Source organism: Rhodococcus triatomae (assembly GCF_014217785.1).
Taxonomy (GTDB): Bacteria; Actinomycetota; Actinomycetes; order Mycobacteriales; family Mycobacteriaceae; genus Rhodococcus_F; species Rhodococcus_F triatomae.
This window is the reverse complement of the sequence record NZ_CP048814.1, coordinates 18502-30977: the sequence shown is the minus strand read 5'-3', so window position 1 is coordinate 30977 and position 12476 is coordinate 18502. Positions and strand designations below refer to the sequence as shown.

General features: G+C 69.0%; 12 protein-coding genes. 4 read left to right on the top strand and 8 right to left on the bottom strand.

Features of this window, described 5'->3' with window-relative positions; translation table 11 throughout:
- The first annotated feature begins 7 nt into the window (after positions 1 to 7).
- The 3 genes from G4H71_RS00145 to aztD all read left to right on the top strand — a co-directional run bounded on the left by G4H71_RS00145 (position 8) and on the right by aztD (position 3515).
- Positions 8 to 1303, top strand: a complete 1296-nt coding sequence (locus tag G4H71_RS00145; protein WP_072739932.1) for a YncE family protein — start codon at positions 8 to 10, stop codon at positions 1301 to 1303.
- The gene (aztC, locus tag G4H71_RS00140; RefSeq protein ID WP_072739931.1) at positions 1303 to 2229 is read left to right on the top strand and encodes a zinc ABC transporter substrate-binding protein AztC; all 927 of its coding nucleotides are present in this window, start codon (positions 1303 to 1305) and stop codon (positions 2227 to 2229) included. The genes G4H71_RS00145 and aztC overlap by 1 nt, the downstream gene beginning before the upstream one ends.
- Before the next feature lie 98 nt (positions 2230 to 2327).
- Positions 2328 to 3515 (top strand): zinc metallochaperone AztD, encoded by a 1188-nt coding sequence (gene aztD, locus G4H71_RS00135; RefSeq protein WP_072739930.1) that lies wholly within the window; start codon positions 2328 to 2330, stop codon positions 3513 to 3515.
- A 58-nt stretch (positions 3516 to 3573) separates the two neighbouring features.
- Here the strand turns inward: aztD and G4H71_RS00130 are convergent, their stop codons facing one another.
- Genes G4H71_RS00130 through G4H71_RS00115 form a run of 4 tightly spaced genes read right to left on the bottom strand, consistent with a single transcriptional unit; the run spans position 3574 to position 7766 of the window.
- Positions 3574 to 5022, bottom strand: a complete 1449-nt coding sequence (locus G4H71_RS00130; protein WP_169847191.1) for a VWA domain-containing protein — start codon at positions 5020 to 5022, stop codon at positions 3574 to 3576.
- A gap of 38 nt (positions 5023 to 5060) precedes the next feature.
- Positions 5061 to 5999, bottom strand: a complete 939-nt coding sequence (locus tag G4H71_RS00125; RefSeq protein WP_072739928.1) for a magnesium chelatase ATPase subunit I — start codon at positions 5997 to 5999, stop codon at positions 5061 to 5063.
- A gap of 49 nt (positions 6000 to 6048) precedes the next feature.
- The gene (locus tag G4H71_RS00120; protein ID WP_072739927.1) at positions 6049 to 6813 is read right to left on the bottom strand and encodes a TIGR03943 family putative permease subunit; all 765 of its coding nucleotides are present in this window, start codon (positions 6811 to 6813) and stop codon (positions 6049 to 6051) included.
- On the bottom strand, positions 6810 to 7766 hold the full coding sequence (locus G4H71_RS00115) for a permease (RefSeq protein ID WP_072739926.1): 957 nt from the start codon (positions 7764 to 7766) through the stop codon (positions 6810 to 6812). Before G4H71_RS00115 ends, G4H71_RS00120 begins: the two co-directional genes overlap by 4 nt.
- Positions 7767 to 7948: 182 nt before the next feature.
- On the opposite strand from G4H71_RS00115, the gene G4H71_RS00110 reads away from it, so the two are divergent.
- Positions 7949 to 8635, top strand: coding sequence for an LppP/LprE family lipoprotein (locus tag G4H71_RS00110; RefSeq protein WP_139183147.1), 687 nt, complete (start codon positions 7949 to 7951; stop codon positions 8633 to 8635).
- Between the two features lie 12 nt (positions 8636 to 8647).
- Here the strand turns inward: G4H71_RS00110 and G4H71_RS00105 are convergent, their stop codons facing one another.
- Genes G4H71_RS00105 through G4H71_RS00090 form a run of 4 tightly spaced genes read right to left on the bottom strand, consistent with a single transcriptional unit; the run spans position 8648 to position 12249 of the window.
- Positions 8648 to 9532 carry a TauD/TfdA dioxygenase family protein gene (locus G4H71_RS00105; RefSeq protein ID WP_072739924.1) on the bottom strand — a complete coding sequence of 295 codons (885 nt, stop codon included), beginning with the start codon at positions 9530 to 9532 and terminating at the stop codon, positions 8648 to 8650.
- The gene (locus G4H71_RS00100) at positions 9529 to 10350 is read right to left on the bottom strand and encodes an ABC transporter ATP-binding protein (protein WP_072739923.1); all 822 of its coding nucleotides are present in this window, start codon (positions 10348 to 10350) and stop codon (positions 9529 to 9531) included. The genes G4H71_RS00105 and G4H71_RS00100 overlap by 4 nt, the downstream gene beginning before the upstream one ends.
- Complete coding sequence (locus G4H71_RS00095) at positions 10334 to 11392, bottom strand: taurine ABC transporter substrate-binding protein (RefSeq protein WP_072739922.1); 1059 nt, start codon at positions 11390 to 11392, stop codon at positions 10334 to 10336. The genes G4H71_RS00100 and G4H71_RS00095 overlap by 17 nt, the downstream gene beginning before the upstream one ends.
- Positions 11389 to 12249 (bottom strand): ABC transporter permease, encoded by an 861-nt coding sequence (locus tag G4H71_RS00090; protein ID WP_072739921.1) that lies wholly within the window; start codon positions 12247 to 12249, stop codon positions 11389 to 11391. Before G4H71_RS00090 ends, G4H71_RS00095 begins: the two co-directional genes overlap by 4 nt.
- Positions 12250 to 12476: the final 227 nt, after the last annotated feature.

The window sequence follows — 12476 nt, the reverse complement described above, 5'->3', positions numbered from 1 at the left end:
AGTGTGAATGAAGTCGACGAGTATCCGTCGTATCTCGGCCGTGGCGCTCGCGCTGGGCCTCGTCGCCACAGGCTGTGGGAGTGACGAGGACGGCGCGACGGGCGAACCCGCGGCGACCGGTGCGAGGCCCGGGAGCGACCTCCAGGCAGACGAGGGATCGACCGAGGTCGACGGTCCACAACCCCGGTTGGTCGTGTCGGATGCCGATTCGGGACGAGTGGACGTGCTCGATCTGGAGTCGGGTGAGAACATCGCGACCTTCGACGTACAGGAGCCGTCGCGGCTCACCGACGTCGGTGGCAGGTACGCATTCGCCACCGCAGCGGCCTCGTCCGGCGAGGACGGCCGGGTCCACGTGATCGACGTCGGTTCCTGGACGATCGATCACGGAGACCACACGCATTCCTATGTCAGATCGCCCGCCGAACTGGGAGTGCTGAGCGGCGACGATCCGGCTCACATCGTTGCCGGGGACGGCAAGGTGGCCGTGTTCTTCGACGGTGAGGGCGAGGCCGACGTGCTGGACAACTCCGGTCTTCGGAACGGGGATGTCACGGTGACCGGCACCGTCGAGACCGGCGGCCCACATCACGGAGTGGTGATCCCGGTGTCCGATCACTTCGTGACCTCGCGTCCCTCGGGAGAGGCGGACGACTCGCGGCCGAGCTCGTTCGAACTACGCGACGGTGGAGGGGAGTTCGTCCAGGAGTTCACGGACTTCTGCCCGCGGATGCACGGGCAGGCAGCGTTCCGCACCTACGCGATCGCGGCGTGCGATGACGGCGTGTTCGTGGCGAGCGTCGCGGACGGGCAGTGGATCTCGGAGAAGGTTGGGTATCCGCCGGGGATCACCGCCGAGACGCGCCCCTCCTCGTTCCGGACCCAGGACAAGCTGCCGGTCGTCGTCGCCCCGGCCGGGCCGGCGGCGAGCAATGCGGGAATCCTCTTGTTCGACACCGCCACCCGGCAGTGGTCACAGATCGCGACCCCCGAGCCGGTGCTGAGCGTGAATCTCTCCGGGGACGGTCGCAACGCCCTCGCGGTGCTTGCCGACCGTACGTTCCGGGTCTACGACGCGGCTACGGGCGAGGAGACGGGTTCGTCGTCCGTCCTCGCGGAGCCGTTCGATCCGAGTGACCGGAGCGCGACCGCGCCGGTGGTCGTCGTCGGCGGCAACCGGGCGTACGTCGCGGATCCCGCCGCCGAGGTAGTGCTGGAGATCGACTATCGCGACGGCGCTCGCGTGGCGCGGACTCTCGACGTCGGCGTGGCTCCCGCTTCCATGACGCTGGCAGGCTTCTGATGCGTCGCCGTCTCGTCGGTGCCGCCGCCGTCCTGGTGGCTGCCGTACTCGGGTCCGCGCTCTCCGGGTGCGAGTCGGCGGCCGGATCGAACGGTCCACTCGTGGTGGTCACCACCAATATCCTCGGTGACGTCGTGGAGAACGTCGTCGGCGACGAGGTCGAGGTCATGGTGCTCATGCCGCGTGACGCCGACCCGCATTCGTTCGAGATCTCCGCGGCCGAGGCGGCGCGGGTGGAGCGATCCGATCTTGTCGTCTCCAACGGTCTCGGGCTCGAGGAAGGGATCACGAAGACGGTCGACACGGCACGGTCGGAAGGAATTCCGGTCCTCGAGGTCGGTCCCGCGGTGAACCCGCTGGACTATGTGGCAGGGCAGTCGTCGGGTATGCCCGATCCGCATTTCTGGACGGATCCGGAACGGATGGCGACGGCCGTGTCGGCCATCGAGCGCGCCGTCGTCGACAGCGTGCCCGGAGTCGACGCGACAGCGGTCTCGGCCAGGGCGCAGGAATATCTCGCCGAACTCGAGGCCTTGACCTCCCGCATGCAGTCGCGGTTCGAGTCGCTACCTCCGGATCGGCGGAAGCTGGTGACCAATCACCACGTCTTCGGCTATCTGGCGGAACGTTTCGGCTTCGAGGTGATCGGCGCTGTCGTACCCAGCGGAACCACGTTGGCGTCACCGAGCGCCTCGGATCTGTCCGAACTGACGGCCACGATCTCCGCGGCCGGTGTCCCGGCGATCTTCGTCGACTCGTCCCAGCCCGATCGGTTGGCTCAGGTCCTTGCCTCGGAGGCCGACACTCCGGTCGAGGTGAGAGCGCTGTTCACCGAGTCGCTGGGCAGTGAGGGCTCGGGCGCGAGCACGTACATCGAGATGATGGACTCCAATTCCCTGGCGATCCAGGAAGGTCTTTCGCGGTGATCGGTCGCGATATGCGCATCTACGACTTTGACAATCGTTTGCAGTAAGGATACTTCTTTCCTGTGACTTCAACACATCGATATCGACTTCCGGTCGGTATGGCGGCCCTCGGGCTCTCCGCCGTACTGATCGCTTCCTGTTCCTCCTCGGACGCGGAGGCCGGCCAGGACGGCGCGGCCACGGCCGAGCCCACTTCGGTTGCGGCCGCCACCCCTCGGCTCGCGGTGTCCCACGACGGTGGAATTCTCGTGCTCGATGCCGAAAGCCTCGAGGTCGTCGGATCCGCGGAGTCGGAAGGCTTCGTCCGGCTCAATCCGGCAGGCGACGGGCGCCATGTCTTCGTCAGCACGGGCAGTGGATTCACGGCGCTCGACACCGGTACGTGGACGGACGGCACCTCGCACTACACCGCGGAGCCGGCACTGACCGACATCACCTTCTCCGCGGAGACCCCCGGCCACGTGGTCCGTCACGCAGGCAAGACGGTCCTCTTCGACGACGGCACCGGGCTGGTCCGGATCTTCGACTCCTCGGACCTGTCCGAGGGTGAGCCGGACGTGACGGAGTACACGACCCCGGAGCCACACCACGGTGTCGCGGTAGAACTCTCGGACGGCAGCCTGCTCACCACGATCGGTGACGAGGAGGAGCGTACGGGGATCGTCGTCCTCGATCGCGACCGTAACGAGATCGCCCGCAACGAGGACTGCCCCGGAGTGCACGGCGAGGCGGTGGCCGCGGACGAGGCAGTCGTCGTCGGCTGCCAGACCGGCGTCCTCGTCTATCGGGACGGCACCATCACCAAGATCGCGAGCCCGGACCCGTACGGCCGCATCGGCAATCAGGCAGGCGACGAGGAATCTCCGGTTCTCCTCGGCGACTACAAGTCCGATCCAGATGCGGATCTGGAGCGCCCGGAGCGGGTGGCACTCGTCGACACCCGGACGGGCCGACTCGATCTGGTGGACCTCGGTACGAGTTACACCTTCCGTTCGTTGGGTCGGGGACCGCACGGTGAGGCGCTCGTCCTCGGCACCGACGGTCGTCTCCACGTCATCGACGTCGATACCAAGCAGGTGACGAACTCCATCGACGTGATCGATCCGTGGACCGAGCCGGAGAAGTGGCAGGAGCCGCGACCGGCGCTGTTCGTCGAGGATCACACGGCGTACGTGACCGACCCGGCCACCAACTCCGTGCACGCCGTCGACATCGAGGGTGGGACGGTGACGGCCTCCGTCGAGTTGCCCGAGACGCCCAACGAGATCACCGGTGTGACCGGCTGATTCCCTGCCTGCAGAACGACATCGGGCCGCAACGCGCTGCGCGTTGCGGCCCGACGCGTCATTCGGCGACCACGGCCCCGGCACGAGCGAGCCACTCCAGCTGATCCCTGCGCACCCGCATCCCGGGGTGAGCGCACGGGATGACCTCGACTCGGGTGCACAGCTGGGCCAGGGTCGTCAGTTCCCGCTCCGCCTGCTCGACGGCCGAACCCCGGTCGTCGCCGGTCAGCCGGACCGTCGCCGCCCCGTCGGTGAGGATGCAGCAGCGGACGTCGACGTCGCGGCCGATCAGCCGAACGAGGTCGGTGGCGAGTTCGAATGCCGAAGCCAACGGGGTGCCGCCGCCACACGAGAGGTCGCGGATCGTGCGGTGGGCGCGGTGCAGACTCCGGGTCGGTGCCAGGGACAGCTCCGCGCGGGCGCCCCGGGCGGCGATCACGGCGAGCTCACACCGATCGGCGACGGCCGAGCGTAGGGCGCGTTCTGCGAATGCCGCCGCATCCCGTGCGCGGAGACCGCCCATCGAGTCCGAACGGTCGAGTATCACAACCAGAATCCGCCCACCCCGGCGAACTCGGCGCCAGCTGCGGAGATCGGCGGCAGTGGGGATACGGCGGCCCTCGCGTGCTGCGCCGACGAGCGTGGGGACGACCGCGACTCCGGATTCCGGATGATAGGTGGACACGCCGCGCGGGCGTCCGCGGAGGTCGCGGGCGACGGCGCCACGGCGACCGGGCAGTATTCGCCGCACCGTTCGGCGCGCGGGTGGAGCGGGCGGTGGCCCGGGTCCGGCCGTGAGCGGTGCCCTCGGCGGACCGGACTCGCACTCGGCCTGGTCCGGAGTCAGCTCGTCCGTGCCGTCGCCGCCGGCGGTGCCCGACGTGTGTGGAGGAGCAGTGGTGTTCTCTTGCGGTGCGGGCGATTCCGCGACTGCGGGGAGACGCGGAGCGACGACGAACCGTGCCACCAGGTCGAGTGCTGCCGCCCCGTCGAGGCCCACGGCGCGCACACACGCGACGGCGCCCAGATCGAGGCGATGGCTGCACAGGGAATTCGCGTCGAGCAGGCGGACGATCGCCGTCACGACGTCGTCTCCACCGGGCGGGATGCGACGTGGGCGGCCCACCGGCCGGCGCCGGACGCCGACGACCACGGTCAGCGAATCCCGGAGGGCGACGGGGATGGACTCCCAGTCGGGCGCCGAGGCGAGGATCCGGACGGTGGTGATCGCGGCCGCTACCTGGGGGTCCAGCGTGTCGACCGCCGCGACGGCGAGTGCGGTGCGATCGGCGCGGTCGTTCAGAGGCGCGCTGCGCCGTCCGAGCCGGTCGTCACCCGTCGTCAGTGTCGTCACGGAGGTTCCGGGACCGACGTGCACCGCGTCGGCGCGACGGGAGAGTTCTCGCAGCAGGCGTTCGCGGCCCCAGGAATCGCCGACGAGGGCGAGTCCGAAGCGTCCGCCGCGAGCCCAGGCTCGGCACAGCGCCCACTGGTGCGATGTGAGCAATTGTTCGACCGTCGGCTCCCAGGGGAGCGGGTGGCAGCTCATGCGGCGACGGGGCCGCCCGTCACGGCGCGAATCGTGTTCGTCAGGCGGGCATTCACCCGAGCCGCAGGCTCGAAGGGATCTCGTGGAATGCGGTGGCGCAGCGCAGGAAGCATGACCTCGGCCAGATCGGTGTGGAGAACCTCGGTCCGCCCGTGGAGGGCCGCGGACGCACGAGCCGCGCGGACGAGGACGATCTCGGCGCGGTGTCCGACGGCCTCGGCGGCGACACAGAACTCGACGGCCTTCTCGACGATCCGATCCGGCACCCGGACGTCGGGGAGCGCCGACCTGGCTGCAGCGACGAGGCCGCCGAGCTCGGATTGCCGTGCGGCGTACCGCGACCTGAACGCCACCGGATCGGCGTCGAACGCGAGGCGCGCCCGCACGATCGCGGTGCGAGTGGCGACGTCGCGGAGAGTGGAGACGAACGTCGAGAGGCCGAAGCGGTCTTCGAGCTGTGGCCGTAGCTCACCCTCCTCCGGGTTGCCGGAACCGACCAGCACGAAGCGCGCCGGATGGCTGTGGCTGACACCTTCGCGTTCGACCCGATTGACTCCGCCTGCGGCGACGTCGAGCAGGAGGTCGACGAGATGGTCGTCGAGGAGGTTGACCTCGTCGATGTAGAGAAATCCCTCGTGCGCGTCGGCGAGTAGCCCTGGGCGGAAGCGGAACTCGCCTCGGGCGAGGGCGGCATCGACGTCCAGGGAGCCCACCACCCGATCCTCGGTCGCGCCCAGGGGGAGGTCGACGACGGGTGAGTGGCTTCCGGAGCCGGCGATGAGATCTGCCAGCGACCGCACGAGAGTGGACTTGGCGGTGCCGCGATCGCCCATGGCCAGGACACCGCCGATCCCGGGATCGATCGTGTTGAGGAGTAGTGCTCGTTTGAACGATTCCTGGCCGATGACGGCGGTGAAGGGGAAGGTCTCCGACATCTCGGGGAGCCTATCGGCCGAGGCGCATATTGACAATCATTGCCGATAACTATCGGGGTGCATACGGATGGTCCGGTGCCTCGATCTCGGTGACGGACCGGACGTGCAGCGTCGGAATGTAGCGAGTGGACGGTGTCGAGGAAACGGGGTCGACGACACCCCGGACCGAGACCCAGGTTCCCTCGGGGTACGCGGGCACCTCCGGGGACAGGTGGACCCGTACCGTCCGCGCATCGGCGGCGCAGCAGACGATGCGGATACGCGCGAGATCGAGCCCGGTCAGGGACCCGTCGGCTCGCGGCGCGCCGCCGTTCGAGGTGCGCACCACGAAGCCGGTGAGGGTGATCTCCCTGCCGACGAGACTGTCGGTCGAGTCCCGTGCGGCTCGCGTGACCGCGTCGGCGATCCCGATTTCCGGCGCGTCGCCGCCGGGGAGCGGAGGAAACGGTTCCCGCTCCACGGTGGCGATCGCCTCGGAACGGATGTTTCCCACCGACGAGACGCTCAGTGGAGGCGGGGAGACGAACACGATGACGACGACTGCGGCCACCAGAAACCAGTGCACGCCACCGGAGTGCTCGTGGCCCGAATGCGCGTGAGCCCGGTGCGGGGAATCCGCGGCGGCCTCTGCGCCGTGCCGGCGCACGTCCAGGATCATCGCTGCGACCGCGAGTAGGACGAGGACGAGACCAGCGGCCATCAGGTACGGCCCGAATCCGACCGCGACGTACCGCGCGTAGGTGCCGTTCCCCGCGAGTTGCACGGTCATCATCCCGACGAGGAGCAGGACCACGTTGGAGGTCGCCCGCGTCATCCCGCGCCCCCGAACACGACGAGACCGGCGATGCTCCCGCACGTCACGGCGACGACGAACGTCAGCGGGGCGAACCGGAGAGCGAACGCCCGACCGAAGGCACCCACCTGCATGACGAAGAGCTTGACGTCGACTGCCGGGCCGACCACCAGGAACACCAGGCGAGGGAGGAGGGGGAGCATGGGAAGGCTCGCGACCACGAAAGCATCGGCCTCCGAACACAACGACAGCACCACCGCGAGGATCGCCATCACGAGGATCGCGAGCAGGATCCGATTCGCGAGCTCGTCGTAGATCCCCGCAGGAACGACGATGTGCAGCACGGCTGCGGCCGCCGCGCCCACCACGAGGAAGGAGCTGGACTGGAGGAAGTCGCTGCGGGCACTCTCGACGAAGGTGGCCGTACGGCCACCGCCCCCGGCGCAGGAGTGCACGGACGGAGGACGGGCGGTGATCCACTCGGGTCGCCCGATCCGAATCCACAACCATCCCATCGTCAGCGCCGTGGCCATCGAACCGAGTGCCCGGGCGAGAACGACTTTCGGGTCGTCGGGGAAGGCGACCGCCGTTGCCACCAGTACCACTGGATTGACGGCCGGTGCCGCGAGGAGGAACGTGAGCGCGGCAGCTCGGGGGACGCCCTGATCGACCAGCCTCCGAGCCACCGGCACCGCTCCGCACTCGCAGCCGGGAAGGGCCGCCCCACCGAATCCCGCAATGCCCACGGCAGCATGCTCGTTCCGGGGCAGGATCCGCTCGAACAGGCCCGCGGGGACGAAGGCGGCGATTGCCGCGCTGAGAAGGACACCGAGGACGAGGAACGGCAACGCCTGGACGAACACCGCGGCGAAGAGGGTGGCGAACGTCGCCACGGCCGGGTATGCGCGTAATACGGGCTCCGACACCGGCACGAGAAGAACGCCGACCCCGAGTGCGAGCAGGAACACGTGCATGGATCGCGGAGGGGAGTCGGAGCGTGTGAACACCCGGCCATCTTGCTCCCCGCGGGGTGTGCCGTCATCTCGCCGCTCCGGGCCCTGTTGTCGGATCGGAACCTTGTCGTGACTAACGATCCGGCCTCGCGGCGCGACAGACCTGATGTCGCCGACCGTCGGTGACGGGAACGGAGGGGCTCGTGCGGATATACGGAGAGCGCGATATTTCCGAGGATCGCCGCCGAATCGGTCGCCGTTCGGCGCTGACGGCGGTTCTCGCAGCCGGCGCCGTGGTCGTCGCCGTGTCGGGGTGCGGAAGTGACACGAGCGGAACGGCCGCGCCCGAAGGTGGCGACATCACGGAGACCGGTGCGGCGACGCACGAGGAAGGCGCGACGCCGTCCCCGCGCCCGGAGCAGGGGGAGGCGACCGGACACGCGTCCACGGCGGCCGCACCGACGGAGACCGGAGCGGGAGACGACTGTTCCGTTCCGGGTGGCGAGCCCACTGCGATCGCGAATGCCGTTGCGGCGATCCCACCTCCGATGTCCGGGGTCTCCTGGCAGGCGGCGGAGTCCACGCTCGACGGCTGTTCGGACCTGAGTTACGTCGTCCTCGAGACGGAGGGTGCGACGGTGTCGTCGCCCTGGCAGCTCCTGCTGTTCCACCGGGGCGAGTTCCAGGGCACGGGTACCCGCTGCAATCTCGGCTATCAGACGGTCACCGGCTCGGGTGGCGACCACGTCGACGTCACCTACCGGTATCTGGTGGGCGAGGAGCCGAACGCCGCCCCGCAGGGCAGCGTCGACATCACCTACCGGTGGAACGGATCCGGTGTGGAGATGGTGGGTGCCCTGCCCGAGGAGGTCACGCGCGGGCAGTGCTGACGGACGAACCGGTCAGCGTCGCGGGCCGACGGGGATGTCGCCGCGCAGGGTGATCCGGTGCATCACCCGATGCGCGGTGCCGTAGTCGCGGTTCGCGTAGTGGGCGGTACTCCGGTTGTCCCACAGCACCAGATCGCCGAGCCGCCAACGGTGCCGGACGATGTGCTCCGGCTTGGTCAGGTGGGCGTAGAGGAGGTCGAGGATGCTCCGGCTCTCGGCGTCGGAGACTCCGACGATGTGCGACGTGAAGCCCGGATTGACGAACAGTCCCTTGCGGCCGGTCTCGGGATGAACCCGCACCACGGGGTGTTCGACCGGAACCAGCCGCTCGACGCGCTCGCCGTCCCACTCGTTGCCCTGCCCGCCGCGTCGCTGCTCGAGGTAGTACCCGAATTCGCGATTGCCGTCGTGGATTGCGGTGAGTCCGTCGACGAGATCCCGGATCGGTGCGGACAGCGATTCGTACGCCAGTTGGGAGTCCGCCCAGTTCGTGTCGCCGCCGGTGGGCGGAAGCACGACCGGGCGCAGGATCGATCCCAGGGGTGGCCGCCGCATGAAGGTGACGTCGGTGTGCCAGACGTCCGCGAAGCCGTTGTCCTGGCTGTCGAGGGAATAGATTTCGGCGGCGACGTCCCCACTGTCGTGAACCGGATGACCCGCGGTCAGCTCGCCGAGGCGGCGCCCGAGCTCGATGTGTGCGTCGTCGTCGAGGTGCTGGTCGCGGAGGACGAGCACCTTGTGCTCGACGAGCGCGGCTTGCAGCGCCACGATCTGGGCATCGCTCGCACCGGCGACGTCGAAGCCGAGGACCTCGGCTCCGAAGCCGGGTCCGAACCGGTCGAGTGTCAGTGTGGCCGAGGGAATGTCGGTGGTGCGGGTGTCGAGTGTGAGACTCACGAGCGGATCCTTTCCGGTTCGGTGACGGTGGCTGCGGCCTTGACCGCGTGCCCGACCTCGGCGCGCAGCGCGGCGTATTCGGGTGAGCCGCGCAACTCGTCCGGGTCGACCCCGTTGCGGGGGAGATCGACCGGAATGTCGAGGGCCACCCGGCCCGGCCGATGGGTGAGGACGACGATCCGCGAGGCGAGGAATGCTGCCTCGTCCGCGCTGTGCGTGACGAAGACGCTCGTGCGTCCGGACTCGGCGCTCACCTTGCGCAGGTCTTCCTGGAGCCTCTCCCGGGTGAGGGCGTCGAGTGCGGCGAACGGCTCGTCGAGCAGCAGCAACGGGGTGTTGCCCGCGAGGGCGCGGGCGATCGCGACTCGTTGCTGCTGTCCGCCCGAGATCTCCCAGATTCGCCGCGCCCCGGTACCTTCCAGGCCGACACGTTCGAGCAGTTCGTCGCGTCGGTCGGTGCGGTCGGCACGGGGAACGCCCGCGTACTTCAGCGCCAGGTCCACGTTGCCCGCGACGGTTCGCCAGGGGAACAGCCGCGGTTGCTGGAAGACGACGCCCGAGGTCAGGCCGGGCGTGGGAGTATCCCCGGCCACCCGCAGGGAACCCGCGGTGGGGGTGTCGAACCCGGCGATCAGTCGGAGCAGTGTGCTCTTCCCGCACCCCGAAGCGCCGACGAGGACGAGGAACTCCCCGTCGGGAACCGTCAGCGAGACCGGACCGAGCGCCGTGACGGCCTCGCGACCCTCGCCGTAGACGTGGGTGACGTCCCCGATCCCGATCGCGGGAGGGGCGCCCGTGTGCTCACTCGTCGAGGACATCGGGAAGTCCTTTCACGTAGATCGCGTCCTGGAACGTCTCCAGTGGAGGGGCGGCGTCGATCTGGTTCTGCTCGGCCAGGAACTGGGAGGCTGCCTGCAGGTTGACGGCGAGGGAGCCGACCGCGTCCTCGGTTCCCAGCCATTCCGGCGAGGTCAGCTCCGCGGGGGAGAGGAACACGCCCTGGGACAGCTGGTTCGCTGCTTCCTCCTCGGTGATGCCTATCTCGGCGGCGACGGCGGATGCCGCGGCGTCGGGATCGTTCGCGATCGTGTCGAGGGCACGTGCCTGGACCCGTCGCCAGGCGTCGACGGCCTCGGGGTGCTCGGTGGCGAACGCGGTGGCCACCACTCCCAGGTCCAGAGTGGGCTTGCCGGCGGTGGCGAGTTCCCGACTGCTGACGAGGGTGGTTCCGCTCTCCCGGAGCTGATCCAGGGTGGGCAGCCAGGTGTAGACCGCGTCGATGTCGCCCCGTTCCCAGGCGGCGAGGGAGGCCTGCGGCTGCAGATCGATCAGCTGGACCTCGTCGGCACCGACCCCAGCCTGTCCGAGCGCCGCCAGCAGGCTGTAGTGCGCGGTGGAGGCGAACGCCGTCCCCACCTTGCGGCCGCGCAGGTCGGCGACGGTCTCGATGCCCGTGCCGTCCCGCGCGACCAGCGCCTCGTTGTCGCCGGCGACGTCGAGAACGAACGCGACCTGGTACGGGATGTTCAACGGCGCCGACAGCCCACGCGCGACGGGACTCGAGCCGATCGCGCCGAAGTCGACCTCACCGGCCACGAACGCGGTGTTGACGTCCGCGCCGGAGTCGAACTTCGTCCACCGAATGTTGTAGTCCGGCAACGCTTCCTCGAGCCAGCCGTTGTTCTTCACGACGAGGTCGCCGCTCGGGAACGACTGGTAGGCCAGTCGGATGGTGGGCTTGCCCGCATCCTGGCTGTTCTGGTCCACCGAGCATCCGGCCACGGCGAGCAGCCCGGTGAGGGCCACCGCGAGCAGCCGCAGCGTGCGGATTCCGAATCGAGGGGTGTGGGTGTCGTTCATGCCTTGCCTCTCCAGGGGACGACGCGTCGTTCGAGCGCGCGGAGCAGTCCGTCGATGACGAGCCCGGAAAACCCGATGGCGAAGATGCCGACGAGGACGACCGGGGTGTTGTTGTAGTTGCTGGCGTCCTTGACGGCGCCGCCGATGCCGGGGATTCCGTTGAACAGTTCGGCGGCGACCACCGACGAGTAGGCGATCCCCACCGAGAGCCGGATACCGGTGAAGGTCTCCGGAAGCGCCGACGGGGCGACCACGTCACGGATCACCTGGACCCGGCTCGCGCCGAGCGCCCGGGCGGCCTCGACGAGAGTGACCGGTGTCGCGAGCACCGCGGCGGTCGTCGCCACCGCTGCGGGTGGGAGCGCGGCCAGTGCGAGGAGCGTGATCTTCGGTGCCTCGTCGATGCCCAGCCAGATCACCAGCAGGAAAAAGTAGGCCAGGGGCGGGAGCGCACGCAGGAAGGTCAACCAGGGCTCGAGGAGTGAGCGAATCCAGCTGACGGTACCCATGGCGAGGCCCAGGAGAACACCGAGAACCACGCCGATGACGACGCCGATCGCGACGCGTCGCAGCGTCATGTAGAGGTGTTCCCACAGCAGGTAGCCCTGGTATCCGCGGACGCCGTCGTGGGTGGTGGAGAAGTCGACGAACGCCTTCCAGACGGTGCTGGGGTAGGGCACGAACGTCTCGTTCCACGTTCCGCTCGCGGCAGCGATCTGCCACAGGCCGAGGAACAGCGCCAGCGACAACAACGGCAGGCCGACGCGATGGGCGGCGAGGCGGAGGCGGCGGCGCCGCGGCGCGGGTGGAGGCGACGGGTCGGTGACGTCGGGTGGGGCGTCCAGGGATACGGACATGGTTCTGCTTTCGACAGAGGAAGCGTCCACGACTACATCGGCAACGAACCGAGGGGTGGGCAGCGGAGAGCAAGGTGGCGGAAGGCCGGGAACCGGCAGCACGGGCCGGTGACAGCGCGCTGAAGAGCGCGCCGGAGATCACCTACAACAGGTGTTGGCGCACATACGGCACAGGTCGACGCTCAGGCGCCGCACCAGGTGGGTCGTTTGCACGGTGCAATTCCTAC

Bases quoted from the DNA above. Each gene is read 5' to 3' on its own strand.
- G4H71_RS00145 (WP_072739932.1), top strand. From the start codon at position 8: ATGAAGTCGACGAGTATCCGTCGTATCTCGGCCGTGGCGCTCGCGCTG.
- aztC (WP_072739931.1), top strand. From the start codon at position 1,303: ATGCGTCGCCGTCTCGTCGGTGCCGCCGCCGTCCTGGTGGCTGCCGTA.
- aztD (WP_072739930.1), top strand. From the start codon at position 2,328: ATGGCGGCCCTCGGGCTCTCCGCCGTACTGATCGCTTCCTGTTCCTCC.
- G4H71_RS00125 (WP_072739928.1), bottom strand. From the start codon at position 5,999: ATGTCGGAGACCTTCCCCTTCACCGCCGTCATCGGCCAGGAATCGTTC.
- G4H71_RS00120 (WP_072739927.1), bottom strand. From the start codon at position 6,813: ATGACGCGGGCGACCTCCAACGTGGTCCTGCTCCTCGTCGGGATGATG.
- G4H71_RS00115 (WP_072739926.1), bottom strand. From the start codon at position 7,766: ATGCACGTGTTCCTGCTCGCACTCGGGGTCGGCGTTCTTCTCGTGCCG.
- G4H71_RS00100 (WP_072739923.1), bottom strand. From the start codon at position 10,350: ATGTCCTCGACGAGTGAGCACACGGGCGCCCCTCCCGCGATCGGGATC.
- G4H71_RS00095 (WP_072739922.1), bottom strand. From the start codon at position 11,392: ATGAACGACACCCACACCCCTCGATTCGGAATCCGCACGCTGCGGCTG.
- G4H71_RS00090 (WP_072739921.1), bottom strand. From the start codon at position 12,249: ATGTCCGTATCCCTGGACGCCCCACCCGACGTCACCGACCCGTCGCCT.